Source organism: Paracoccaceae bacterium (genome assembly GCA_019454225.1).
Classification (GTDB): Bacteria; Pseudomonadota; Alphaproteobacteria; order Rhodobacterales; family Rhodobacteraceae.
In genome coordinates this window covers 3,682,185-3,707,142 of record CP075370.1, presented here as the reverse complement: position 1 = coordinate 3,707,142, position 24,958 = coordinate 3,682,185, and the positions used below count along the sequence as shown (strand labels likewise).

26 protein-coding genes are annotated in these 24,958 nt (G+C 69.5%); 10 read left to right on the top strand and 16 right to left on the bottom strand.

The window, feature by feature from the left end; genetic code table 11:
- Positions 1 to 32 precede the first annotated feature (32 nt).
- The 12 genes from KF887_17605 to KF887_17550 form a co-directional block, all read right to left on the bottom strand.
- Positions 33 to 1,196, bottom strand: coding sequence for a DUF3095 domain-containing protein (locus KF887_17605; protein QYK41171.1), 1,164 nt, complete (start codon positions 1,194 to 1,196; stop codon positions 33 to 35).
- A 7-nt stretch (positions 1,197 to 1,203) separates the two neighbouring features.
- On the bottom strand, positions 1,204 to 2,889 hold the full coding sequence (locus KF887_17600) for an adenylate/guanylate cyclase domain-containing protein (GenBank protein QYK41170.1): 1,686 nt from the start codon (positions 2,887 to 2,889) through the stop codon (positions 1,204 to 1,206).
- Positions 2,886 to 4,268: an adenylate/guanylate cyclase domain-containing protein gene (locus KF887_17595; GenBank protein QYK41169.1), complete on the bottom strand. Its 1,383-nt coding sequence runs from the start codon at positions 4,266 to 4,268 to the stop codon at positions 2,886 to 2,888. The genes KF887_17600 and KF887_17595 overlap by 4 nt, the downstream gene beginning before the upstream one ends.
- A gap of 102 nt (positions 4,269 to 4,370) precedes the next feature.
- Positions 4,371 to 5,048, bottom strand: a complete 678-nt coding sequence (locus tag KF887_17590; GenBank protein ID QYK41168.1) for a PIG-L family deacetylase — start codon at positions 5,046 to 5,048, stop codon at positions 4,371 to 4,373.
- Positions 5,045 to 6,313, bottom strand: a complete 1,269-nt coding sequence (locus KF887_17585) for a hypothetical protein (protein QYK41167.1) — start codon at positions 6,311 to 6,313, stop codon at positions 5,045 to 5,047. The genes KF887_17590 and KF887_17585 overlap by 4 nt, the downstream gene beginning before the upstream one ends.
- A complete protein-coding gene (locus KF887_17580; GenBank protein ID QYK41166.1) occupies positions 6,313 to 7,350 on the bottom strand; it encodes an ABC transporter ATP-binding protein in 1,038 nt (345 codons plus the stop codon). Before KF887_17580 ends, KF887_17585 begins: the two co-directional genes overlap by 1 nt.
- A gap of 9 nt (positions 7,351 to 7,359) precedes the next feature.
- A complete protein-coding gene (locus KF887_17575) occupies positions 7,360 to 8,193 on the bottom strand; it encodes a carbohydrate ABC transporter permease (GenBank protein QYK41165.1) in 834 nt (277 codons plus the stop codon).
- Positions 8,190 to 9,032, bottom strand: coding sequence for a sugar ABC transporter permease (locus tag KF887_17570; GenBank protein ID QYK41164.1), 843 nt, complete (start codon positions 9,030 to 9,032; stop codon positions 8,190 to 8,192). Before KF887_17570 ends, KF887_17575 begins: the two co-directional genes overlap by 4 nt.
- Positions 9,033 to 9,139: 107 nt before the next feature.
- Positions 9,140 to 10,411 (bottom strand): carbohydrate ABC transporter substrate-binding protein, encoded by a 1,272-nt coding sequence (locus KF887_17565; GenBank protein ID QYK41163.1) that lies wholly within the window; start codon positions 10,409 to 10,411, stop codon positions 9,140 to 9,142.
- 37 nt (positions 10,412 to 10,448) lie between these two features.
- Positions 10,449 to 11,480 (bottom strand): LacI family DNA-binding transcriptional regulator, encoded by a 1,032-nt coding sequence (locus tag KF887_17560; protein ID QYK41162.1) that lies wholly within the window; start codon positions 11,478 to 11,480, stop codon positions 10,449 to 10,451.
- A 165-nt stretch (positions 11,481 to 11,645) separates the two neighbouring features.
- Positions 11,646 to 13,364 (bottom strand): methionine--tRNA ligase, encoded by a 1,719-nt coding sequence (metG, locus tag KF887_17555; GenBank protein QYK41161.1) that lies wholly within the window; start codon positions 13,362 to 13,364, stop codon positions 11,646 to 11,648.
- Positions 13,365 to 13,495: 131 nt separating this feature from the next.
- On the bottom strand, positions 13,496 to 14,728 hold the full coding sequence (locus tag KF887_17550) for an MFS transporter (GenBank protein QYK43633.1): 1,233 nt from the start codon (positions 14,726 to 14,728) through the stop codon (positions 13,496 to 13,498).
- Positions 14,729 to 14,915: 187 nt separating this feature from the next.
- On the opposite strand from KF887_17550, the gene KF887_17545 reads away from it, so the two are divergent.
- The 3 genes from KF887_17545 to KF887_17535 are packed head-to-tail and all read left to right on the top strand — an operon-like array spanning position 14,916 to position 16,924.
- Complete coding sequence (locus KF887_17545; protein ID QYK41160.1) at positions 14,916 to 15,956, top strand: aldo/keto reductase; 1,041 nt, start codon at positions 14,916 to 14,918, stop codon at positions 15,954 to 15,956.
- 12 nt (positions 15,957 to 15,968) lie between these two features.
- Complete coding sequence (locus KF887_17540; GenBank protein QYK41159.1) at positions 15,969 to 16,442, top strand: hypothetical protein; 474 nt, start codon at positions 15,969 to 15,971, stop codon at positions 16,440 to 16,442.
- On the top strand, positions 16,430 to 16,924 hold the full coding sequence (locus KF887_17535) for a lipocalin (protein QYK41158.1): 495 nt from the start codon (positions 16,430 to 16,432) through the stop codon (positions 16,922 to 16,924). The genes KF887_17540 and KF887_17535 overlap by 13 nt, the downstream gene beginning before the upstream one ends.
- A gap of 84 nt (positions 16,925 to 17,008) precedes the next feature.
- Here KF887_17535 and KF887_17530 read toward each other — a convergent pair whose 3' ends face one another.
- On the bottom strand, positions 17,009 to 17,866 hold the full coding sequence (locus KF887_17530) for a helix-turn-helix transcriptional regulator (protein QYK41157.1): 858 nt from the start codon (positions 17,864 to 17,866) through the stop codon (positions 17,009 to 17,011).
- A gap of 145 nt (positions 17,867 to 18,011) precedes the next feature.
- Between KF887_17530 and KF887_17525 the strand changes: the two genes are divergently transcribed.
- Positions 18,012 to 18,962: a fatty acid desaturase gene (locus tag KF887_17525; protein QYK41156.1), complete on the top strand. Its 951-nt coding sequence runs from the start codon at positions 18,012 to 18,014 to the stop codon at positions 18,960 to 18,962.
- On the opposite strand, the gene KF887_17520 is transcribed toward KF887_17525, so the two are convergent.
- Together KF887_17520 and KF887_17515 are read right to left on the bottom strand one after the other, a co-directional pair.
- Positions 18,882 to 19,562: an NUDIX domain-containing protein gene (locus tag KF887_17520; protein QYK41155.1), complete on the bottom strand. Its 681-nt coding sequence runs from the start codon at positions 19,560 to 19,562 to the stop codon at positions 18,882 to 18,884. The genes KF887_17525 and KF887_17520 overlap by 81 nt on opposite strands.
- On the bottom strand, positions 19,552 to 19,971 hold the full coding sequence (locus tag KF887_17515; protein ID QYK41154.1) for a DUF983 domain-containing protein: 420 nt from the start codon (positions 19,969 to 19,971) through the stop codon (positions 19,552 to 19,554). The genes KF887_17520 and KF887_17515 overlap by 11 nt, the downstream gene beginning before the upstream one ends.
- A 190-nt stretch (positions 19,972 to 20,161) precedes the next feature.
- Between KF887_17515 and KF887_17510 the strand changes: the two genes are divergently transcribed.
- From KF887_17510 to KF887_17495, 4 genes are all read left to right on the top strand, one after another.
- On the top strand, positions 20,162 to 20,713 hold the full coding sequence (locus KF887_17510; GenBank protein ID QYK41153.1) for an EF-hand domain-containing protein: 552 nt from the start codon (positions 20,162 to 20,164) through the stop codon (positions 20,711 to 20,713).
- A 107-nt stretch (positions 20,714 to 20,820) separates the two neighbouring features.
- Positions 20,821 to 21,414: an RNA polymerase sigma factor gene (locus tag KF887_17505; protein QYK41152.1), complete on the top strand. Its 594-nt coding sequence runs from the start codon at positions 20,821 to 20,823 to the stop codon at positions 21,412 to 21,414.
- A gap of 37 nt (positions 21,415 to 21,451) precedes the next feature.
- Positions 21,452 to 21,778 (top strand): dihydroorotate dehydrogenase, encoded by a 327-nt coding sequence (locus KF887_17500; GenBank protein QYK43632.1) that lies wholly within the window; start codon positions 21,452 to 21,454, stop codon positions 21,776 to 21,778.
- Between the two features lie 27 nt (positions 21,779 to 21,805).
- Complete coding sequence (locus KF887_17495; protein QYK43631.1) at positions 21,806 to 22,300, top strand: periplasmic heavy metal sensor; 495 nt, start codon at positions 21,806 to 21,808, stop codon at positions 22,298 to 22,300.
- A 10-nt stretch (positions 22,301 to 22,310) separates the two neighbouring features.
- Here KF887_17495 and KF887_17490 read toward each other — a convergent pair whose 3' ends face one another.
- A complete protein-coding gene (locus KF887_17490; protein QYK41151.1) occupies positions 22,311 to 23,702 on the bottom strand; it encodes a diguanylate cyclase in 1,392 nt (463 codons plus the stop codon).
- A 181-nt stretch (positions 23,703 to 23,883) separates the two neighbouring features.
- On the opposite strand from KF887_17490, the gene KF887_17485 reads away from it, so the two are divergent.
- Together KF887_17485 and KF887_17480 are read left to right on the top strand one after the other, a co-directional pair.
- Positions 23,884 to 24,165, top strand: a complete 282-nt coding sequence (locus tag KF887_17485) for a DUF3572 domain-containing protein (protein QYK41150.1) — start codon at positions 23,884 to 23,886, stop codon at positions 24,163 to 24,165.
- 78 nt (positions 24,166 to 24,243) lie between these two features.
- On the top strand, positions 24,244 to 24,939 hold the full coding sequence (locus tag KF887_17480) for an HAD family hydrolase (GenBank protein ID QYK41149.1): 696 nt from the start codon (positions 24,244 to 24,246) through the stop codon (positions 24,937 to 24,939).
- The last annotated feature ends 19 nt before the right edge of the window (positions 24,940 to 24,958 follow it).

Sequence of the window (24,958 nt, the reverse complement as noted above, 5' to 3'; positions counted from 1 at the left end):
GCAGGTCACTCAAGCCCAAGCGGCCGGGCCGATCAAGCTGCATCTGCGGCGGCCTTCATGGCGCGCGCCGCCTCGGCATAGCCGCCGCCCGCGCCATCGACGAAGTGGATGTGGTCGCGCTGTGTGACCGATGGCACGATGCAGGTGATCAGCGCCGCGTCCTGCCGGTGCAGCCCGTGACGGGCCACGCCGTCGGCGCGCGCCCGGTCCAGCCGCGCCACGATGCGCGCCAGCCCGGTGTCCCCGATGTCGAGCGTCATCTTCAGCCCGTCGTCGAACTTGCGAAAATCGCTGTTCGCCGTGACTTCGCGCGCGTAGGCCCGGGCGTCGAATCCGGCAAGCCGCCAGCCGGTACGGTGCAGGATCACGGTCAACACGATCTGCGCGGCGATCGCGATCCGGGCGCGCAGGCGACGCCCCGGCGGTGCCTGCGCCCGCGCCTCGGCCGCGACGCCGCCGAAATGCACCTCTGGCGCGGGCCCCTCGGCGGGCAGGGGGTGGCCACCGCCCGCCGTCTCGGCCGCGATCGCGGTCAGATCGGCGACGAGGGCGCGGAACGACGCCGGATCGGCGCCCGGTTCCGGCGCGACGATCAGCGACACGATGTTGCCGCGCCGTGCCGCCAGCGGGTTCCACCGGCAGGACAGGCCCGCCAGGTCGGGCCGGGTTCCCGGCGCTGCCGGGGCAACGGCAAACCGTCCGGCCTTCATCTCGGCCTCGGCCCAGGCCGAACCGCCGCCCGCGAACAGTGCGAAGGCGACGTCGTCGCTGGCGCGCATCCGCGCCACGCGCATGTCGCGCCCTGCGGCGCGGATCGCCGCCACCGGCACCATGGCCACCCGCATGGTCAGCGCCATCTCCTCGGCGATCCATGTCGCGGCAGCGGCAAGGGCCGCCCGGGCGGCGCCTTCGGCCCCGGGTGGCACCGCGATGGCCGCGCCGTCACCGCCGAACACGAAGGGCAGATCGCGCAGCCCGCTGCCGTTCAGCACGGCCGTGATCACCGCCGCCGCCGCCATGTTCACCGCCTTGTAGCGGCCCGCCGCAATCGCCTGGCCAGAGGCCACGACATCCGACATCGCAAGCGACCAGCCATCCGGCAGCGGGGCATAGCGGATCTCGTCCGCGACATCGGCAAAGCTGCCGAACACCGGCAGCCCTGCCAGCCAATCCACCGCAGCGGGGTCGCCCGTCATCGCGGCATCACCTCTCCCCCGCCCGGGGATCGGGCAGATCGGTCGCGATCCGCGCCGCCCAGACATCGACCGTGGTGCTCTTGCCCCGCACCGACAGACCGTGCCGCACAAGGCCCTGCCCGGGCGTCAGGCCCGACACCGCCATGCAGGCCGCCGAAACGATGGCCTGCACGCCAAGCTCCTTGGTTGCCGCCTCCAGCCGGGAGGCCACGTTGACGGTCTCGCCCAGGGCGGTCAGCTGCGCCGCCGCCTCGCTGCGTTCGGCCGCGCCGATCCGGCCGAGGATCGCCGGTCCCGCGTGCAGCCCGATGCCCATGGACAGCGGACTTGGCAGATCCTCGCGCAGCGACTGGTTCAGCGATCCCAGGACGCCGCCCATGGCCCTTGCGCCGTCAATCGCCTGCGCCGCACCCAGGGCCATGGGACGGTCCATGCCGTAGATCGCCATGATCCCGTCACCCATGAACTTGTCGACATGGCCGCCCGTGTCCTCGATCGCGCCGGCCATCTGGCCGAGGAACTGGTTCAGCAGGAACACCACATCGAAGGGCAGCTTGCCCTCGGACATCCTGGTGAAGCCGCGCAGGTCGGCGAACAGGATCGTCACTTCCTGCTCCACCCCCCAGTGATAGCGGTCGAGCCGCACCCGCCGCAGGCTGTCGCGCCGTCCGGGCAACAGCGGCGACACGGTCAGGTCTGCCTCGGGGCGCAACTGGCAGGCCAGCCGCACGTTGCCGGGGGCCCCGACCCGCGCCAGCACCTGCGCCTCGACCGCCCCGACCGGCGGCAGCTCTGCCGCAGTTTCAAGCACGCGCACCCGGCAGGTCGAGCACCGTGCCCGCCCGCCGCAGACCGAGGCATGGGGGATGCGGTTCTGCCGACTTGTGTCCAGCACGGTTTGCCCCGGCGGCGCCAGGACGCGTGTGCCGCCTGCATAGCTGACGGCGATGCGCGGGCGCAGCCGGTCGCGCGCAATCGACATCGCCCAGATGCCCGCCAGCCCTGCCAGCACCAGCACATAGACGGTTTCCGACCAGGCGATGCGATCCAGCAGGATGTCCCACTCGCCAGGCTTGAACGGATTGCGATAGACGCCGGTCGCCTTGAACGCCCGCGCCGCCGTCACGAATCCGGCGTAGGACAGCGCGGGCAGCAGAACCGCAAGCCCGTACCACAGCCACACCGTCCGCCGGTATCCTTCGTTCCGGTTCAGCCAGTGATGCAGGCCGACGCAGCCATGCCCCCATACCGCCAGCATCAGAAGCGCCTGGTTCAACCCCTCGTTCGGCCACATCCCCCAGAGCGCATAGGCATAGCTGTCGTCGATTCCGAACAGCTCGGACACCCCGCGCGTGTCCCAGACATGGCGGATCAGGAACACAGGAATCGCCAGACCAAACCCCAGCTGGACAAGGTTGCGCATGCCCATCTGCCACGATCGCATCCGCAGCACCGAGGCCACGCCAAGCGCGAAATGCACCAGGATGGCGGTGAACAGCACGCCGGTCCCCAGCGGGTTGCGGGTGATCGACAGCCGCAGGTCCTGGCCGGCCTGCATCGCCTCGAACGACCACAGGCCGAGCGCGTGGTTGATCATGTGCGTCGTGGCATAGGCGAACAGGACCAGCCCGGTTCCGATCCGCAGATCGGTCGCCCGCAGTTGCCAGCGGGGTGCCTCGGCCGGCGCGATCATGCCAGCACCGCCAGATCGACCGGCGCCGCGACCCCGGGCACGCGAACGCCGGTCCGCTGCACCACGCCGCCGGCATCGAAGCCCTGCGCCTGCGCGGCCGCCAGCGTGGCCGAGTCGGTCAGCACCCTGCTACCGAGCATCTTGTTCGCTGCCTCGAACTTGGCCGCGCGGTTCACCGCGTCGCCGATCACGGTGAACTCCAGCCGCCCCGCCGCGCCGACGACGCCCGCCGTGACGGACCCGGCGGCAACCCCGGCGCCCGTGCGAAACACGCCGGGCCATCCGAGCGCTGCAAACTCGGCGGCATGCCGATCCATCTCGGCTATCGCCGTCGAGGCCGCCAGCAGCGCATCGGCCGCCGGTGTCGCGCTGTCGCGTACCGCACCGAAGGTCGCCAGGATGCCGTCGCCCAGGAACTTGTCGATCTGCCCGCCCCGCGCCCCGATGACGTCAAGCGCGATCTGCTGGTAGCGGCCGAGCACGGCCATCACGGCGCCCGGCTCCATGCCTGCGGCGGTCGGTGTGAACCCCCGCACATCCAGAAACAGGATCGCGGCCTCGCGCACCTCGGACTGTCCCGCAACCGGCATCGCCTCGGCATGGGTGATGGTCCGCGCCACATCGGGCGCGAAGAACTGCGACAGGTCATCGGCCGCGCTGCGCGACGCTATCGCATCCATCAGCACGGACCTTGCCCGGTAGAGCGCGAAGGACAGGATCAGGGTGACCGACAGAAGCGCCGCCGCCTTGTCGATCTCTGCCCCGACAAGGATGGCGTTCGAGGTCAGGTACTCGACGTAGTTGCGTGTCACATACATCTTGCCCATGTCCGACAGAAGCGCATAGGCGACCATGCTCATCCAGCCGGCCACCGAAGCCAACCCGGCGAGCAACACGAAGCGCGGATCGAAGCGCAGCGCGCGAAGGCTGATGAAGATGAAGAAATGGATCATCGTCGGCGCCTTCAGATAGAAGGCGGGCGGCTGCGCATACTGGATGTGGAACGAGAAGATGAGCCCGCACAGCAGCGCCACGTCGACCAGGATCGACAGCATCAGGAACCAGTCGGGCAGCACACGCCGGTAGGACAGGATCAGCCGGAACAGCGTGAAGACGAAATATGCGGCCAGCGTCGCGGGCACAAGGCTCTGCCCCTCGCCACCTTCGGCCCGGGGTGCGATGGCGTACAGCAGGCTGAAGAACAGCACGAATACCAGCTGCGCCCAGCCGATCGTGCGTTCCGCTGCGGCTTCGCGCCGGGCGATCTCGGCGCCGACGCGCGCGGGCAGGGCGGCAGGGCCGGGTCCGGCTGTCGCCGTCCGTTCCTGCCCCGCCTCGACTGCGCGCCGCAGCGTTCCGTCCAATCCGGGCCACCCCATGCGTCCGCCTGTCGCCGCAGTGTCGCACGCCACCCGGGCGCCGCAAAGCACTTCGCCATCCGCGCCAAGGGTGACCGACGCACGATGCGGTGAAGCGGGCGGCTAGCGGGGCAGACCGACCGGGCGCAGGGGTGGCGCCGGGGGAAGAAGCATGCGGATATCGGCAAAGGGAAAGCGCGGGGCAAAGTGGAATGCCTCGGCCCGCGCCTCGGGCGGGGCATTGCACTCACCGGCGCGGAAGGCGGCGGTGCGCTCTGCCAGGGCGACGAAGCGTTCCGGCCTCTGGCTGGCATGGGCACGGATCGCCGCGCATTTCGCGGGCCAGTGCGCCGTCACATCCACCCAGTGCGTCGGTGCAAAGCCGGTGCCGCCCATCGTGTCCATGTGCAGCACAGGGGCCGCGAAGTTCGCGGCCTGGCTGACCGCCGCCGAGAGGGCGCGGTGGTCGGCGTGATAGTCACCCGGGGCATGGGTCACGATCAGGTCGGGGGACAGGTCTGCGATCACCTCGCGCAGCGCGCGGTCCAGGGTGGCATCCGCCATCAGGCGACCATCTGGAAAGTCCAGGAAGCGCGGCATGGTGCCTAGCGCGGCGGCTGCGGCCTCGGCCTCGGAGCGGCGGGTGGCGCGCAGCGCGTCGGGCGGTGCCTGCCCGCCTGCCGCGCCATCGGTCGCAACGGCCACCGAGACTGCCGCGCCCATCGCGCGCCACGCCATCAGGCTACCGAAAACGAATATCTCCACATCGTCCGGATGCGCTCCGATGGCGAGGATCTTCACGATTCCAACCTATCCATCGCCAGGAACTCCAGCACCATTGCGGCAGTCCAGGTGAAGCGCCCGCCTCCCAGCGGTTCGCCGGTATGGGGATCGTAATACTCTGCGAACCCCGATGTCCGGATCAGGTCGAGCGAGGCGCGCGTGATCGCCTCGGCGGCGGCCGTCTCGCCCGCGCGGGCCAGCCCGTCGGCGATCATGTAGTTCACCACCAGCCAGACCGGGCCGCGCCAGTAGCGCTTGGCGTCGAAGCGAGGATCGTCGGGGGCGTGGCTGGCGACGCGAAAAGGTGCCCCATGCGCGGCAATCGACCGCGCGATTGCCCCCGCACGGGCAGCCGGGACCGCGGCAAACGCCGCCAGCAGCCCGCCGATCGAGCGCGAAGGGACCAGTTCGCCACTCACCCGGTCGCGGCACAGATACTGCCCGTCCGCCTCGGACCAGAGCGACTCCATCGCTGCCACGCCACGTTCGGCGAAGGCGCGGTTCTCGGCGGCGACATGGCCATCGCCCAGCGTCTCGGCCAGATCGGCCAGATCGGCGCAGGCCCGCAGCAGGATGGCGTTGAACCCCGGATCGACGATGCGGAAGGGCGAGGCGTCGTGCAGCTGCGCGGTATCCCATCCCAGGCTGCGGAAGTGTTCGACCAGCCAGAGATAGCGGTCGTACTGCGCCTTGGTCGGGCGGTGTTCGGGGTTTGCGTGCTGGGTGTCACGGCGGGTGTAGGGGGCAATGCCCTCGGTCGGGACGCGGTCGAAGGCGACGTCCCAGTCGATCGAATTGTCACGCCCCGATTCCCAGGGATGGATGATGGCCACCAGCCCCTCGGCCTCGGGATCGCGGGTCCGAAAGAACCAGCGGTGCCAGGCCGCCACCCTGGGAAGCAGCGCGCGCACGCGGGTTTCGGCCGCGGCGCGGTCCGCGGCACGGTCGAACAGGCGGCGCAGGGCAAAGCCCGCGACCGCGGGTTGCGTGATGCCCGAGGTCGCCACCGGGCGCCCCGTTGCCCATACGTCGGGCCCGGGAAAGTACCCGTCGTCATGCTTGTGGAACACGATATGCGGCACCATTCCGCATGGCCACTGATGGGCGAACAGCGTCTCGATCTCGGTCCAGGCCCGGGCTTCGTCGAAATGTCGCTGGCCAAGCGCGGTCAGGCAGGAATCCCAGTTCCACTGAAAGGGATACAGACCGCGCGTCGGCACCGTGTAGGTCCCTCGGTCGTTTTCGCGCAGGATGTCGATGGCGGCGGCGGACAGATCTGTCATCACAGGGCCTTCTGTGTCTCGGGGTCGAACCAGCGGATGCGGTCGGGTTGCGGGGCCAGCGTCAGGCGGTCGCCCGGCGCCGGGGTGAGGTTGGAATCGAGAATGGCGCGCAGAAGGGCGCCGTCGGCATCTGCCGTGACCAGCGTATGCGGCCCCAGCGGTTCGACCACCCGGACGGTGGCGGTGATGCCGTCGGGCGCCGGTGCCATGTCTTCGGGGCGGATCGCAAAGTCGATGCGGTCCCGGGCGGTTTCGGGGCCGGGAAACAGGCGGCCGGCGACCTGCCAGCCACCCGGTGCGCGTGTCGCGGGCAGGAAGTTCATCGGCGGGTTGCCGATGAAGCTGCCGACGAAGCGCGCCGCCGGGTTGCGGTAGACCTCGACGGGCGGGGCCGCCTGCACGATCCGCCCGCCGTTCATCACCGCGATCCGGTCGGCCATGCTCATCGCCTCGACCTGGTCGTGGGTGACATAGATGGTCGTGGTATTCGATTCCGCCAGCACGCCCTTCAGTTCGGCGCGCATCTCCATCCGCAGCAGTGCGTCAAGGTTCGACAGCGGTTCGTCCATCAGGATGACATCGGGCTCCATCGCCAGGGCGCGGGCAACCGCCACGCGCTGCCGCTGGCCACCGGACAACTGGCCCGAATAACGCTTCAGCAGCATCTCGATATGCATCAGTTCGGCGGTGCGCTTGACGCGCCTGTCCACCTCGGCCTGCGGCAGCCGCTTCATCCGAAGGCCGAAGGCGATGTTCTCGAACACGGTCAGATGCGGAAAGACCGCGTAGTTCTGGAACACCATGGCAATACCGCGTTCGCGCGGGGGCAGGTGATCGACCCGCCTGTCGCCGATCCAGACCTCGCCCTTCGAAGGCGTCTCGAGGCCCGCGATGATGCGCAGCAAGGTGGTCTTGCCGCAGCCCGAGGCCCCGAGCAGGACCATGAACTCACGGTCGGCGATCGTCAGGTCCACCTCGTGCAGCGCGGTGAAGGCGCCGAAGGACTTGGCGACACCCCTGATGCGGATTTCGGCCATGGCAAACTCCTATCGGTTGGCGATGCCCCACATCGCGAACAGGTATTTCCGCACCGCAAAGATGAACAGCAGTGCCGGGATCACGAGCGCGGCCCCGCCCGCGAACTTCAGGTGCAGGGGCGACACGTCCAGCGATTGCAGGAGGAACGCCGTCAGCGTGCGGTTCTCGATGGTCAGGACAGCGGCGGCAAAGACCTCATTCCACGAGATCACGAAGGCAAAGACCGCGCTGGCGGCGATGCCGGGGGCGGCCAGCGGAAGCACCACCTTGATGAATGCCTGCACCCGCGTGCACCCCAGGGTCCAGGCGGCCTCTTCCAGCTCCAGCGGGATGCCGGAAAACAGCGAAAAGGTGATCAGCACCGCGAAGGGCAGGGCCAGCGTGGCATGGACCAGGGCCAGGCCCAGGATCGTGTCATCCAGCCCGGTGCGGATGAACATGACCGCCAGCGGCAAGGCGAGCAGCGGCAGCGGAAAGGCCCGCGTCATGATCACCAGAAAGCGGAACGCCTCCTTCCCGGGAAAATCGAAGCGGGACAGCGCATAGCCCGCCGGTGCGCCAAGCCCGATCGCCAGCACCATCGTGACGGCGGCGACCTTCACCGAGTTCCACAGCGCATCGACCACGCCGCGGAACCCGAAGAAGAATTCGAGCGAGGCGGTATCGAACGATGGCCAGAACCGTTTGGGGAATGCGGTCACCTCGGCCGGGGCGGACAGCGCGTTCACCATCAGCAGGTAGATCGGCACCAGGACCCAGAGGCAGAGCAGCGTCACGCCGGTGACGAACACCCAGCGACCTGACCGGCGGATCGCATCGGGGGCATTGCTGGTATCGGTCATGTCCGGGCCCCCTTCGGCACGTGAAGCAGGCGCAGCAGGACCAGGGTGAAGGCGATCGAGATTCCAAGGATCACCATGGCATAGGCGGCGGCGACACCGCGTTCCTGCATCGCGAACTGCCAGTGGTAGGTTTCGCCCATCAGCACCGGGAAATTGGTGCCGCCAAGGGCCGCGACGACCGCGAACACCTCGAAGGCAAGGATCACCCGCAGGATCAGTGCGGTCTGCAGGCTTGGCTTCAGCATCGGCAGCGTGACCCGCGTGAAGCGCTGCCACCGCGACGCGCCGAAGACCTCTGCCGCCTCGCCGTATTCCTTGGGGATCAGGCCCATTCCCGCGACGATGATCACCATCATGATCGCGGTCGCGCGCCAGACCTCGGCCAGCACGATGGCGATGAAGATCGCCCAGGGGTTCTGGTAGCCGAGGAACAGGACAGGCTTGTCGAGCACCCCGAACCCGGTGAGCATCGAGTTGAGGAAGCCCGACTGTTCGAAGATCGTGAGCCAGACCAGACCGGCAGCCAGATCCGAGATGCCGAGCGGTATTGCGAAGATGTAGAGGATGGTGGACCGCCCCCGGTCGAGCTTCGTCACGACCGAGGCCATGGTCAGCGCCATCACCAGCTGGATCGGGACCACGACGGCGGCCAGCAGCATCGTGTTCCAGAAGGTCGTTCCGAACTTCCAGTGCCCGGTCATCCGGGTGAAGTTCTCGGTCGTCCAGGCGCCGTTCCGCGTGAAGGCGTCGATGGCGACCAGAACGAACGGATACAGGAAGAAGACGCACAGGAACAGCGTCGCCGGCAGAAGCAGAAGATAGGGAAGGCTGCGGGGCATGGCCGATCCTCGCGGCGGGCGGTGAGCGGGGGCGCGGGCGCCCCCGTGGGTCGGTCGCGTTCGTGGCCGCGCCCCCAGCGATGCAGGAGGCGCGGCGGGGCCGGGCGTCAGTTGACCGGGCAGGGTCCCTCGGACGGCTTGTCGGGCGCCCAGCAGGGGGCGTTCGCCTCGACCATCAGCGCGCGCAGCACCTCGGCCTGGGCATCCAGAACCTGCCGAATATCGCGGCCGCCGAGGACGATCTGTTCGAACGTGTCGATGTAGATCTGGTTGAACTGGCCGCCCTTGTCGCCAAGGCCCATGGGCAGCAGGGCAGGCAGCGCATCGGGCGCTCCGGTCATCGCCGCGATGGCCGGACCGGATGCCTTGACCGATGGCGGCATGTCGTCGGGCAGTTCGACATCCTTCACCGGGAAGAAGTTGGTGGCACGCAGCGTGGCGACCTGCGTTTCCGCCTTCAGCATGTAGTCGACCAGTGCTTTCGACTGCGCCTGATCCGGCGCTGTCACCGGCACCGCGATCCCTGCGATGACGGGCATGAAGGCCCGGCCCTTGGGCCCTGCCGGGGCCGGGAAGGCCACGAAATCGTCGGGCCGCTGGTTGAAGGCATCGGCGATCCGGGCGACGTGGTCGAAGGCCAGCCAGACCTCCTCGGTCACCAGCTGTTCCTGCATGAAGTTGTAGTTGGTCGAGGCGGGGTTGGTGTGCGCCCAGAGTTCCCTGAACTTGCCCCATGCTGCCTCGGCCTCGGCCGAGCGGAATTCGCTGACCGTCGATGCGGTGTAGGCGGGCAGCATGAAACCCTGGAAGAACCGGTGCTTCAGGCCGCGCGGACCGGCGGGAAATCCGAACTTCGGCCCACCCGTCGCGGTGTTCAGCGCGGCGGCCCATTCGATCAGCTGGTCGTAGGTCAGGGCGTTGAGGTCGGCCCCGGCAGGCAGATGGTCAAGCGCCTTGCGGTTGGCCACCATCAGATAGGTCGCCTGCATCCAGGGAATGTACTTCTGTTCCGAGGTGCCCAGCTTGCCGAGGTCCATGAGCGCGGGACCGACGCCATCGGCGGCGGCGCCCGAAAGGTCCACCAGGCTTGCGCCCAGTCCCGAAAGATCACCGTGCAGCCCGCCCAGAACGGCAATCGTGCCGGAACCGGCCTGCACCTCGGCCTGAAGGCGTGTCAGCCAGGGGCCCTCGTCCGAAGGCTGGTAGTCGACGCCGCCCGGAAAGCCCGACAGCACCTGCTCGCGCATCTTCTGGCTTTCCTCGACGGGCTTGGCCTGGGTGGACCAGAACAGCGGCTCGGCGGCGGCGGTGCCTGCCGCAAGCGCGCCAAGTCCGATGACGAGCGTGAAGGTCTTCAGGGGATGGTTCGGTCTCTGCATCGTATCCTCCCGTTGTGCAGATGTTCTTGTCAGTCGATCAGTCGGGCACCGGCCCATGGCTGTGGCGCAGCACAAGGCGCGGTGTGATCAGGCGATGGCGCGGCGGCGCGGCGGGCCGGGTGATCCGGTCGGCCAGCATGTCGGCAAGCGCATGGGCGGCCGCCAGCGTGTCGCTGTCGAATGTGGTCAGCGCCGGGCGGGCGTGGGCGGCGGCGGCGATGTTGTCGAAGCCGATGACGGACAGGTCGCGCGGAACGGAAAACCCCATCTCGGCGGCTTCTTCCAGCACGGCGAGCGCCAGGCTGTCGAACAGGCAGAGGATCGCCGTGGGGCGGTCGGGGCGTCCCAGCAGATCGCGGATCACCTCGCGGCGCCGCTGCGCATCGTGGCGCGGCGACGTGGCGACGCGCAGTTCCGCATCCCCGGCCCGGGCGAGCGCATTGGCCAGGCCCTCGGTGCGATGGCGGCGGAACGCCATCGGTTCCTCGATCGTGACCAATCCGAAGCGTCGATGCCCGAGTCCGTAAAGCAAGTCGAATGCCCGGGCGAAGGCGGCTTCGCCATCGGTGTCGATCCAGTCGAACGCGCCGGTCTCAGCGCCGGTCCGGCCATGGGTCACGAAGGGAAAGCCGTTGCCCAGAAGCCAGTCGACACGCGGGTCCACCTCGGACGTTCGCGCCAGCACCAGACCGTCGGCCCGGCGTGTCGTCACGATGTTGCGGATGATGGCCAGTTCCGACTGGCCATTCGGAATGAAGCTGAGAAACAGGTCGATGCCGCGCTCGGCCAGGCCCTGGCCCAGACCCTGCACGAACTCACCCAGATAGCTCGGCTCGCGGCCGTAGCCCGGGTCCTGCAGCACAAGACCGGCGAAGCCGGATGCCCGGCCCGATACCAGGGACTGCGCCGCGCGATTGGGCACATAGCCTGCGGCCCTTGCCGCCGCTGCCACCCGCTTGCGCGTTTCATCCGAGATGCGGGGGTTCCCGGCCAGGGCCCGCGACACGGTGGCCGGGGATATCCCCAGTTCCGCCGCAAGCGCCTTGAGCGTCGTACCACCGTCTGCCACGTCCCCTCCCAAGGTGTCTGCGGCCGCCCGTCGTGTTCCACAAGAATAGCGCAGACGGCCCGGTTGCGCAATCGTTTGCGCAAGACCCCAAAACGAAAGAAAAATGCGGCGCCAGCGCGACGCCGCATCGGAACCGGTCAGGGGGCGTGGGAAGGTGCGCCGGTCTTACGTCCTGCGGCCCGCGAATCGCGTCTGCCAGTCCTGACGCTCCTCGTCGGTGATCTTGCGGAACAGGTTTTCCGGCACCGCAAAGGCGTGGCCGACCGGAAGCAGCGACAGGGCGGCCGCCATGTCGGCGGGCCACGTCCAGTCGTCACACTGCATCGCGGCCATCATCGCCGCCGCAGCGTCGGGGATGAAGGGGCGCGACAGCACGGCATAAAGCCGGATCAGGTTCAATGCCAGCCGCACCTGGGCGGCGGCCTGCGCCGGGTCGGTCTTGACGACGGACCACGGTGCCGCGGATTGCAGGTATTCGTTGCCGGCAACCCAGATCGCCCGCAATTCCTGCGCCGCGCGGCGCACCTCGATGGCCTCCATGGCGGCCTCATAGGCTGCCAGCCGTTCCGCCAGCTCCCGGACCAGGGCGTCTTCCCGCTCGCCCCATGCCCCGCCGTCCGGCAGGGCCTCACCGAACTTCGAGCGAGCGAACTTGGTGACGCGGCTCACCAGATTGCCCAGCACATCGGCCAGATCCTTGTTCACGCCCGCCTGGAAGTTCTCCCAGGTGAATTCGCTGTCGGCGGATTCCGGAGCATGCGACAGCAGCCACCACCGCCAATAGTCCGCCGGCAGGATCGACAGCGCCTGATCCATGAACACCCCGCGGCCCTGCGAGGTGCTGAACTGGCCGCCGTCATAATTCAGGTAGTTGAAGGATTTGATGTAGTCGACCAGCTTCCACGGCTCACCCGAGCCCATGATGGTGACGGGGAAGGACAGGGTGTGGAAGGGCACGTTGTCCTTGCCCATGAACTGCACGTAGCGCACGTCGCCGGCTCCTTCGTCCAGCCGCCACCAGCGGCGCCACGCGGCCTCGGGCAGGCCATGGGCATCGGCCCATTCGGCGGTGCCCGCGATGTACTCGATCGGCGCGTCGAACCAGACATAGAAGACCTTGCCCTCCATCCCCGGCCAGTCGCTGTCGCCCCGCTTGACCGGCACACCCCAGAACAGGTCCCGGGTGATCCCGCGGTCCTGCAGCCCCTCGCCGTCGTCCAGCCATTTCAGGGCGATCGAGGTGGTCAGCACCGGCCAGTCTGTCCGCGTGGTGATCCATTCGCGCAGCCGGTCACGCAGGGCGCGCTGCCGAAGGTAAAGGTGCTTGGTCTCGCGCACCTCCAGATCGGTCGAACCCGAGATGGCCGAGCGGGGGTTGATCAGGTCCGTCGGATCGAGCTGCTTCGTGCAGTTCTCGCACTGGTCGCCGCGGGCGCGGTCGTAGCCGCAGTTGGGGCAGGTGCCCTCGATGTAGCGGTCCGGCAGGAACCGGTTGTCGGCGTTCGAGAACATCTGCTTCTCGGACACCTCGGCGATCAGCCCGGCATCCGCAAGCCGACCGGCAAAGTGCTGGGTCAGGCGGTGATTGCGGGCCGACGACGAACGCCCGAAATGGTCGAAGGACAGCCGGAACCCCGCCGCAAGGTCCGCCTGCACGGCATGCATCTCGGTGCAGTAGTCCGCCACGGGCTTGCCCGCCTTGGCAGCGGCCAGTTCGGCCGGCGTGCCGTGTTCGTCGGTCGCGCAGATGAACATCACCTCATGGCCGCGCGCACGCATGTAGCGCGCGTACAGATCGGCGGGCAGCTGCGATCCGACCAGGTTCCCGAGATGCTTGATCCCATTGATGTAGGGAATGGCGGAGGTGATCAGTATGCGGGCCATGCGTCTATCCCTGCCTTCGACGCGCATCGTCTAGCCTATGCGCAAGGCAGGTGCCAGCATCGGTTGCCGCGTGTCGGGCGCGGCGCTCCCCGGCGGAATTCAACGCGTTGTCGCTGCCTGACCGCGGCCGGTCAGTCGCGGTCGCGCTCGCGCGCCCGGCGCAGCAGCCGTCCGATCAGGAACGAGGTGCGCGGCTCGTAGGTATAGGCCGTGCGTTCCCGGCCCGCGGCAGGGCGCGACCGCATCCGCGCGATCCCGAAGATGATGAGCGCGACATGCGACGCGGCGATCATCAGGAACATGGCCGAGGGACCGAAGCCCTCGATCACCAGCGAGGCCAGCCATGGCGCGGCAATCGCGCCGACCGCATAAAGAAACATGTGCGCCGCCGACAATTCGACGCGTTCGTGGCTTGCCGCAAAGTCGTGCGCATGCGCGGTCGAGACGGAATAGACCGGCATCGTGGCAAATCCGAAGGCTGCGGCGGTGACGAAGACGGCGACAGTACCCGACCCGGACAGCAGCACGGTGGCGGTGCAGGCTGCGATCGCCGCGACCGAAAGGCCGATCAGCACCGATCGTCGGTCATAGCGGTCGGCAAGCCAGCCCACCGGCACCTGCGCAAATGCGCCCCCCAGCACATAGGCCGCAAGGAACAGCGCGATCTGGTCGGCGCGCAGCCCGACCTCGATGCCATAGACAGGGCCGACCATCCGGAACGAGGCGCCGGTGATGCCCGAAACCACCACCCCGGCCGCGGCGAGGGGGGACCGGTCCCATGCCAGGCGCGGACGCAGGCGCGGCGCGGCGCCGGTTTCCGGCGCCTCGGCCCGGGTCAGCGTGAGCGGGAAGATTGCCGCGCAGCACAGCAGGGCCAGCAGGTTGTAGGACACGTAGGACGCCGGTTCCAGGACCCCGATCATCAGCTGGGCGCCCAGGTTTCCCATGATGTCGACCACGCGGTAGACGCCCATCGCGCGGCCCCGCGTCGCGTTCGTCACCTTGGCCTGCATCCACGCCTCGATGATCGTGTAGCACCCCGCGACGCACAGCCCCGAGGCCATGCGCATGATGCTCCAGGCATAGGCGTCGACCACGAGCATGTGCGCAAGGATGCCGATGGTGCCCGCGGCCGTGAAGGCCGCGAAGGCGCGCGAATGCCCGACCTGGCCCATCAGCCGCGGCGCCCACCAGCATCCGATGAAGAAGCCGAAGAAATGCGCGGAACCCAGAAGCCCGATCTGCCCCGTCGAGAAGCCGAGCGTGACACCCGATATCGCGTCGAGCACCGCCACCCCGCCCGAGCCAAGTTGCAGCAGGACGACGGACAGGAAGAGGGCGGCAAAGGAAATCATCAGGCGCATGGCAAGTGCCATCCTGACCGTGTTTTTCGGATGGGGTCCAGTGGCGTTGCGCCCGAAGTCCGCCGTCGGGCGTTTCTTCGGGGTGCGGACGGCGGGCGCCGACCGGCCGCCCACGCCCTTTTTGCTTGCCCCCGCCGTGACGACGGTTAGGGTCCGGCCATCCGACGACACAGGACAGGAGAGCACCATGCGCCGGATTCCCCTTGGACACAGCGGGATCGAGGTATCCGAGGTTTGCCTGGGCACGATGACCTGGGGCAGCCAGACCACGACGCGGGCAGCGCATGACCAAATCGCGCTGGCGCTCGAGCGGGGCGTGACCTTCTGGGACACCGCCGAGATGTATCCCACCAACCCTGTGCGCGCCGAGACCGTGGGCGAGACCGAACGCATCATCGGCACATGGTTCGCCCGCGAAGGCGGCCGCGAACATGTGCAACTGGCGACCAAGATCTCCGGTGCGGGGCAGGCGGCGGTGCGCGACGGCGCCCCGATCACCGGCGCGCAGGTCCGCGCCTCGGTCGACGCCTCGCTCGCGCGGCTTCAGACCGATTACATCGACCTCTACCAGCTGCACTGGCCGAACCGGGGCAGCTATCACTTCCGGCGCATCTGGGGCTATGTGCCACCCTCGGATCGCGCCTCGGCGATCGCGCACATGGATGATGTGCTGGGTGTGGCTGCGGACCTGATCGCCGAGGGAAAGCTGCGGGCAATCGGCGTGTCGAACGAAACCGTCTGGGGCGCCAGCCAGTGGATCGCGCGCGCCGAGGTCACGGGCGGACCGCGGATGATGACCGTGCAGAACGAATACTCGCTGCTCTGCCGTCAGTTCGACAGCGACTGGGCCGAGTTCTCGGCCATGGAGAACATGCCCCTGATGGCATTCTCGCCGCTGGCGGCGGGGCTTCTGTCGGGGAAGTATGCGGGCGACGTGACGCCCGAGGGGACACGGCGGTCGATCACGCCCGACCTTGGCGGGCGGATCACGCCACAGGTCTTTCCTGCGGTCGCGGCCTACCTGGGTATCGCCGCGCGCCATGGAATCGATCCCTGTGCGATGGCCATCGCCTTTGTCCGCACGCGGCCCTTCCCCTGCATCCCGATCCTCGGGGCCACGACGCTTGATCACCTGGCCACCAACATCGGGGCTGTCGATCTGGAACTGACGCCCGAGGTGATGGCCGAGATCGCCCTCGCGCGGCGCGATCATCCGATGCCGTACTGACGGGGTGCCGGTGTGCGCGGGCTGGTTCTTGCCGGGTTGATGCTGGCGGCCTGCACCCTGCCGGGGGCAGAGCCGCGCCCCGTGCCGCCCGATGCCGCCGCGATCGAGGTGACGACGCTGGATGCCCCGGCGGCCGAGGCATCGGCGGCTGCCGGGCCGCCTGCGGCGCCCGAGACCGCCGCGCCGTCCGCACCCGGGCCCGAGGCCGCGCCGCCTGCGCCCGAGGCAGTGCCCCCGCCGGTTCGTCCGTCGCCCCAGGCGGCGGCGTGCACGCGGCAGGGCGGCACCTATCTGTCGCTCGGGAAGGCCGGGCTTGCCGCGTGCCAGCTGCCGACGCGCGACGGGCTGCGATCCTGCCGCCGCAAGGGCGACTGCGAGGGGGAATGCCTGGCGCGTTCCGGAACCTGCGCGCCGGTGCGGCCGCTGTTCGGCTGCAACGAGGTGCTGGACGACATGGGGCGGCGGATGACGCAATGTCTCGACTAGCGGGGCTGATCCTGCTGCTGGGCCTTGCCGCCTGCGCGGCGCCGGCGCCATCGGTTGCGCCCTTCCGGGCGCCTGCCGCGCCGATCTATTCGGTGGCGGCCTTCGACCCCGCGCGCCTGCCGGGCGCGTGGCGGCAGGTCGCGGCCTTCGCGGCGCCCGGGGCAGCGGAATGCGCGGGCGTCCTGCGCATCGGGGCGGACGGGCGGGTGGCGGGGCAGCTTTGCCTGAACGGACGGGTCGTCCCGGTGGGGGGAGCCCTGCGGCCCGCCGGGCCGGGCAGGCTGACCGTTGCCGGGATGGCGCCCTGGTGGGTCGTCTGGTCCGACGAGGGCTATCGCACGCTGGCCGTCGGCACGCCGTCGGGCGAATTCGGCTTTGTGCTCGACCGGTCCGGCAGTCCGGCCGAGGACCGGCTGCGGGCCGCTGAGGAGATATTCGACTTCAACGGCTATGACCGGCGGCTGATGCGGCGCCTGCGCTGAGCGTCCCATCGTGGGACGCTTCCTGGCGTCAATGATTTCAATGGTTTGAGGTGGTGATCTTCATCACTTGTTAACATCCGTCCGTCACCCCAGCCCCGCCCGCAGCGCGGCCAGGTGGCCCGGCACCTCGCGCGCGCCCATCGTCGCCTCGCGCACCAGGCTGTCGAAATGGGCCGCGATCCGGTCGACCCGCGCGCGGTCGCGGAAGGCGAAGTAATACCGCCCCAGGTAGATCACCGCCAGCAGCGGGCCGAACACGGTGACCGGGGCGGAAAAGACCCGCCGCGCATCGAAAAGGTAGAGCCGCAGCGAGGGATAGAGCGTCTGGGTCAGGTCGATCAGGTGGTCAAGCTGGTCGCGCCGCATCCCGGCCGAAAGCCCGTCGTAATATCCGGTGCCGGAGGCAAAGGCCGCCAGTTCGTGCAGCGGCAGCGCGATCTCATAGTCGCTGCGGGCCTGCCGCATCCATGCCTGGCGATCCTCGGAGGCGCCGATGGCCTGTTCGGCGGACCGGCCCAGCTGCATTTCATATTCCCACATCAGCATCGCGCGGGTCTTGAGCATGTCGGGCAGGGTCGCGGGAACATGCCGGATCTTGTAGCCCGCCGCCTCGCGGTGCCAGGAAAAGATCGTCTCGTCGATCAGGGCGCGCGGCGCCTCGGCCACCGAAAGCGAGGCGGCAAGGATGTCGGCCAGGGGTTCGGGGCGTTCGGAAAGGCCAAGCAGCCAGTCTGCCGAAATGCCCAGGGCCTGCGCGCAGGCGGCGGCCAGGTCGGCGTTCGGCATGCGCTTGCCCGGCGCAAGCAACTGCGAGACGGTCGAGCGGTCGACGCCGCAGGCGCGGGCCAGTGCCGATTGCGACAAGCCACGGTCCGTCATCGCCTCGGCCAGCCGGGCGCGGAACAGCGTTGCGCGGTCGCGCTTGTCATGAATTTCCGACATTGCTGATATTTATCACCAACGATGACCATATGTTGCGTATCTACCCGATATCGCAACAGCCGCGCAAGTGTTACATCATGCTGAATTCCCTTTCGGAGTCATCATCTTGCGCGAACGCGCCCGAGTCGAATGGCCAACAATCCTGATGATGGCTGCCACCTGGGCGGTCTGGCTTGTGGGCACCAGCCTGGCCTGGCAGGCCTCACCGATCCTGGCGATCCTGCTGACCGGCCTTGCGATTGCGCAGTATTCCTCGTTGCAGCACGAGGCGCTGCACGGCCATCCCTTTGCCGATGCCCGGCTGAACGAGGTGCTGATGACGCCCGCGCTGTCGCTGACCGTGCCCTACGGCCGGTTCCGCGACACCCACCTGGCCCACCATCACGACCCGATCCTGACCGACCCCTATGACGACCCGGAGTCCAACTATCTGGACCCGGCGGTCTGGTCGCGTCTGCCGGGCCCGGTGCGGGCGGTTCTGTGGATGAACAACACCCTGCTGGGGCGAATCGTGATCGGGCCGGTCCTGGGAAACGCGCTGTGGCTGCGGGCCGAACTGCGGGCCATCGTTGCGGGCGACAGGGCAGTACGGCGCGACTGGCTGCTGCATCTGGCGGGGCTGCTGCCGGTGGTTGCCTGGCTGTGGATCGCGGCGATGCCGTGGTGGGCCTATCTGCTGGCCGCCTGGATCGGCCATGGATTGCTGAAGATACGCACCTTCCTGGAACACCGCGCGCATGAGGCCGCCCGCGCACGCACCGTGGTGATCGAGGATCGCGGGCCGCTGGCGCTGCTGTTCCTGAACAACAACCTGCATGTCGTGCACCACATGCACCCGGCCGTGGCATGGTATCGGCTGCCTGCGCTTTATGCCGCGCAGCGCATGCACTATCTGCGGCGCAACGACGGCTATGTCTACCGGTCCTATGCCGAGGTCTTCCGGTCCTTCCTGTTCCATGCCAAGGATCCGGTGGCGCATCCGCTGTGGGTTCCCGGCTGGACGGCGCGGGGCCTGTCAGAGCAGGCGCCGGAAGGTGGGGCGGTCGGTGCGGTTGTCGAAGAACGGCACCCCGACCGGATGGCCCCCGGCGCGTAGCAGCACCGTCACCTCGGCCAGAACGACCTCGGTGATGAAGGGCAGGTCGAGCGCGCGCGCCGCGTCGAGGCCGATCCATCGCAGGTGGGCCAGTTCCCCGGAGGCTCCGGCGAAGCGGTCGGCATCGCCGGTCGCCGCCGCCGCGGGTGCAAGAAAGAACCTGGCGTCGAAGCGGCGGCTGCGCCCGGGCGGCGTGATCGCGCGGAACACGAAGCGCAGGGGGGACGCGGCGGGCGCCGTGCCCATGCGGCCGAACACCGCCCAGCCGGGCGTATCCGGCACCGAAACGGGCGCCGGCGCGGCCATCGCGAGACCGGTTTCCTCATGCAGTTCGCGGATCGCCGCCGCTGCGAGCGCCTCGGGTGAGGGGCCATCCGGCGCCTCCTGGCGCAAGCGGGCATGGCAGGGGGCGGGCAGCGCGCTGGCCAGCGGCACGGCGGCATCATCGGCATCGACGGCGCCGCCGGGAAACACGAATTTCGACGGCATGAAGGCCGCGCCGCTGCCGCGCTGGCCCATCAGCACCTGATGGCCATCCGGCCCGGCCCGCCACAGGATCACCGTGGCGGCGGGACGGATCGCCTGGTGGTCACGCGTCATGGCCACCGAAGCCGTGCATCCGCCTGGCCCATTGCATGCCGATCAGCGCGCCCTTCAGCCGCGGCAGCAGGTAGAGCGACAGCGCCACGGTGCCGACGGTGAACACCGAAGCCAGCGTCAGCGGATCGGGGCGCCACGCGGTGAAGACGTACAGAAGCAGCGGGGCCATCACATGCCCGACGATCAGGATCGTCAGATAGGCCGGGCCGTCGTCTGCCCGGTGATGGTGCAGGGCCTGCCCGCAGGACGGGCAGGTGTCGCGCACCGCCAGATATCCGCGCAGGATCGGGCCCGCGCCGCAGGCGGGACAACGGCCGCGCCATCCCCGCATCAGCGCCTGTCCGACGGGGCGTTCTGCGCTGACCATGTCCGTGGCGTCGGACCGGGAAACGGACGGGGTGGATGACATGGCGGACCTCGGGACTGCGAAGCGCCAGACATAGTCCGCGGCGCGCGCAAAGGGGAGGGGGCGCGGTGGCCTTGCGTCGCGATGTCGCGAAACCGCCGGCCGCACCGCGACGGAAACCCCGGGATGCCGCGTAGAATGGGCATGAAGACGGCAGGACGACCTGTCGCCGATCAGGGATCAGGAGAGATCGATGACCCTTTCGCGCAAGTTTGTCATGGTGGCCCCCGCGGTGCTGGCTGCCGCATTTGGCCTGTCGGTGGCGGGTTCCGCCCTTGCCGACCGGGACGGCCCCCGCATGGGCGGTCACGGCATGGAGCGCGGCGCCGGGCCGATGTTCGACTTCGACACGCTGGACGCCGACGGTGACGGCCGCGTCACCCGCGACGAGATGAACGCCGCCCGCACCGCCCGCGTGGCGGCGCTGGATGCCGATGGCGATGGCCGGATCAGCCGCGACGAGCTGAAGGCCGCCCAGATGCGCGAGTCCGAGGCGCGCGCCGACCGCATGGCGGACCGGATGATGCAGATGATGGATGCCGATGGCGACGGGTTCCTGAGCGCTGCCGAAATGATGGTGCGGCCGGCGCCCGCCATGCTGTTCGACCGCATCGACACCGACGGGGACGGCGCGATCTCGAAAGCCGAGGCTGACGCGGCCCGCGCGCGCTTCGCCGAGCGGAGCGGTCGGCGCGGTGATCATCGGGGGCACGAGCGGCGCCCGCAGGCGAACCCCGAGAACTGATCGGGCCGGTATCCGCCCCCGGGGACTGTTCCCGGGGGCGGGCAGGATTGCGCGGACGGTGGTGAAGGTTAAGATCGCACACGATGATCCAGGGCCGGACAGCGGGAATGCAGGCGTCTGTTGCGGCGCAATCCGGCGATGCCCGGTTGCTGGCGGCCTATGCGGCGGGCGATGCCGCCGCGGCCCGCGAACTGGCCGCGCGCCATCTGCCGCGCGTCCTGTCCTTTGCCGCGCGCATGCTGGGCGGCGACCGGGCCGAGGCCGAGGATGTGGCGCAAGAGGCGCTGCTGCGGCTGTGGCGCATCGCGCCGGACTGGCGCGAGGGCGAGGCGCAGGTGTCGACCTGGCTGTACCGCGTGGCCGCCAACCTGTGCACGGACAGGCTGCGGCGGCGCGGCCGGCGGAACGCGGTGACGCTGGACGATGCGCCCGAGATCGCCGACAGGGCGCCGGGCGTGCTGGCCGACATGATGGACCGGGACCGCATGGCGGCGCTGCAGATGGCGCTTGATGCCCTGCCCGAACGACAGAGGCAGGCGGTTGTCCTGCGCCATATCGAGGGCTTGTCGAACCCCGAGATCGCGGCGGTTCTGGGCACCGGGGTCGAGGCGGTGGAAAGCCTGACGGCACGCGGGCGCCGGGCGCTTGCCGGGATTCTGGCCGGGCGGCGCGATGAACTTGGCTATGCGGGAGAGGAGTAGGGTGATGTCTGGACGCAATGACCGAACCGACGATGCAATGCTCGACGCGCTGTTTGCCGAGGCGCGTGCCGACCGTCCCCGTCCCGGTGCCGACCTGATGGCGCGGGTGATGGCCGACGCGGCCGCCGTGACCCGCCCGCCGGTGCCGCGGGTGCGCCGCGCGTCCGGCCTGCTGCGCGGTCTTGCCGCCGCATTCGGCGGCGGGCTGTCGCTGGCCGGGATGGTGACGGCGGCGGCGGCCGGTGTCTGGATCGGCCTTGCCGCCCCCGAGCCGGTCGGCGGCCTATTGGGCAATGCGACGGACGAGACGCTGGACATCATTCCGGACGTCACCGCGATGCTGGACGAGGCAGGGGAAGGATAGGAGGCGACCATGGTCGACACTGGCGAGATGAAGGCGACCCCGCCCCGTGCCCCCGGACGCTGGCTGCGGGTGGCACTGGCGGTGTCGGTGGCGCTGAATCTGGCGGTGGCGGGTGTCATTGTCGGGGCGGTGGTGCGCGACGGGCCGCCGCGCGGCGCCGCGATGCGCGACTTCGGGCTGGGACCGGTGGCCGGGGCGCTGTCGGACGCGGATCGGGCGGCGCTGCGGCGGGCGTTTGCCGCGCGGGCGCCGGACCTGCGGGCGATGCGCAGCGGCTGGCGGCAGGATACGGCGGCGCTTGTGGCCGTGCTGCGCGCCGAACCCTTCGACCCCCAGGCGATGCGCGACACGATGGAGAGCGGGGCGCGCCGGGTCGGGGACATGATCGCGCTGTCGCGTGGGTTGCTGGTGGACCATGTTGCCACCATGGACCCGGCCGCGCGCCGGGCCTTTGCCGAACGGCTGGAGGCGATCGGCAACCGGCGCGGGCCATCGCGCGACCAGCGGTCGGACCGGCCCTGAACGGGCCGCCCTAGGCCGCGCTGCGTGCGACCGTCACCTGGTTGCGCCCTGCGGATTTCGCCGCGAGCAGCGCCCGGTCGGCCCGGTCAAGCAGCGCCTGGAACGACCCGGCGATCCCGGCGCCCGAAAGGTCGGCGACCGCCAGTCCGATCGACGCGGTGATCCTCAGCGGCTGCGCGGCCGGCAGCATGACCGGCCGGGCCTGGATCACGTCGCACAGCCGTTCCGCGATGCGCCGGGCCTCGGGCAGGGCGGTGTCGGGGAGGGCGACGAGAAACTCTTCGCCGCCGATGCGGGCAATCAGGTCCGACCCGCGCAGCGCGCCGCCCAGCCGCCGCGCGACCTCGATCAGCACGGCGTCGCCGGCAGCGTGACCCCAATCGTCGTTCACGCGCTTGAAACGGTCCAGATCGAGGATCAGGATGGCCAGCGTGCTGCCCTTTTCATGTGCAGCCTCGGCCATCGCCGCAAGCTCGCGCACCGCATAGCGACGGTTGTGCAGGCCGGTCAGCGGATCTGTGACGGCAAGGCGCAGGCCATCGCGGACCGAGGCGCGCAGACGGTCGGCCGCCAGTTTCCGCACCAGCACGCGGCGCAGCCGCAGGGCAACCTCGCGCGGGTCGGTTCCGGTATCGACCAGATCGCCCGCCCCCAGATCGAGGCCGACGGGGTCGATCGCGGCATCGCTGCCCGATCGCAGAAGGCAGAAGGCGGCATGGCGCCCGGCCGCGCGGCTGCGCAGTTCCGACATCAGGCGGAGCGCGCTGTCGGTGTCCTGTGGCGCGGCGTGGATCACATACAGGTCCGGCCCTGCGCAACCGGCGGAATATTGCGGATCGCCAAGCGCCTCGGCGGCGGTCATCACACGCGGCGGCTGCGGCAGATGCACCGCCAGATCGCGCCGCAGGTGCAGCGCCGCCTCGCCCCGTTCCATCACCAGGACGATGTCGGCGCGCGCGGCGAACCCGGTGTCCGCCTCGGCGAACCCGAAGCCGCGCACGGGTTCGGCATTGGCGCCGAGTTCGGCCAGCGTGTCGCGGTGGCGCAGAAGGCTGCGCAGGCGGGCGGCGAGCAGCGCCTCATCCGGATGGCGGATGACGTCGTCGGCGCCCGCCTCGAACGCGGCGATGCGGGCTTCCGGGCCGCCGTCGTCACCGATCACGAGAACCGGCATGTCGGCCCGTGGAGCGCAGGCCCGCAGGCGCCGGACAAGTTCGGGCGCGGGGATGTCGGGCAGGTCCTGATGCACCAGGATGGCGTCATGTTCGCCCGCAGCCGCGCAGGCGAGACCCTTCGCCCCCTCGGCCAGGCTGGTGATGCCATGGCAGGTCGCCGAAAGACGCGCCTTGAGCATGATCCGCGCCGCCGCCGATCCGCCGATGATGAGAACCCTGCCGTCCATCGCGCCCGATCGTCCTGTCCTGCCGGGCGACCCCTGGTCCGCCCCGATCCCGGCCACCGATCGCGCCGGGACATCTCCGTTGTCCGACCGATTGGTTAAGAAAGTCTTGCGGAGCGTCGGGGCGCCGGGGCACAGCTGCGTGACCGGCGGTCGCGCCGTGGAAAACCCTGGGGAAAACGCCATGAACCGGCAAGAAGCCGCTGAGACGCTCGCCTTGCAGGCTGTCGGCTGGCTGGCCTCCGACGCCGATCGGCTGGGCGGTTTCCTGGCCGCGACCGGCGCGTCGCCCGCCGACCTGCGGCGCGGCATGGGCGATCCCGCCTTCCTGGGGGCCGTGCTCGACTTCATCCTCGCCGAGGATGACCGGGTGATCGACTGCGCCAGGTCGCTGGGCGTCCCGCCCGTCCGTGTCGCCGAGGCGCGGGCGGCGCTGCCGGGGGGCGACAGCCCGCACTGGACCTGACGCGCGCCAACCGGCGATGCCGCCGTTGCAAAGCCGCCGTGCCACGGCCATGGTGGCGCGGACTGACCGGGGGCTGGCATGATCGCGGGAATCGTCTTTGACAAGGACGGCACGCTGTTCGATTTCCGCAAGAGCTGGGGCGGCTGGGCGCGCCGCATGCTGGCCGAGGTGGCCGGCCCGGATGCCGACGTCCGGCGGCTGGGGCAGGCCATCGGCTTTGATATCGACAGCGGCCGTTTCGCGCCCGACAGTCCGGTGATCGCCGCAACCGCCATCGACATCGCGGGCGTGCTGGCGCCGCTCCTGCCCGGGGCGACGGTCGGGGCTTTGGCCGACCGGATGAATGCGCTGGCCGAGACGGCGGTGATGGAACCGGCGGTGCCGCTTGTCCCTGTCCTGACCGATCTGCGCGGGCGCGGGTTGCGGCTGGGCCTGGCAACGAATGATACCGAGGCCCCGGCGCGGGCGCATCTGGCGGCACAGGGCGTCACCCATCTGTTCGACTTCATCGCGGGCTATGACAGCGGCCACGGCGCCAAGCCGGGGCCGGGGCAGTTGCTGGCCTTTGCCGCCGCAACCGGCCTTCCGCCGTCCCGCGTGGTGATGGTGGGTGACAGCCATCACGATCTTGTCGCCGGCCGTGCCGCCGGGATGCGGACGGTCGCCGTGCTGACAGGGATCGCCACGGCGGACGAACTCTCGCCGCTGGCCGATGTGGTGCTGGCGGATATCGGCGGTCTTGCGGGCTGGATCGACGCGCAGTCTGTCGCCTGACCCGCGAAAACGACGTGTC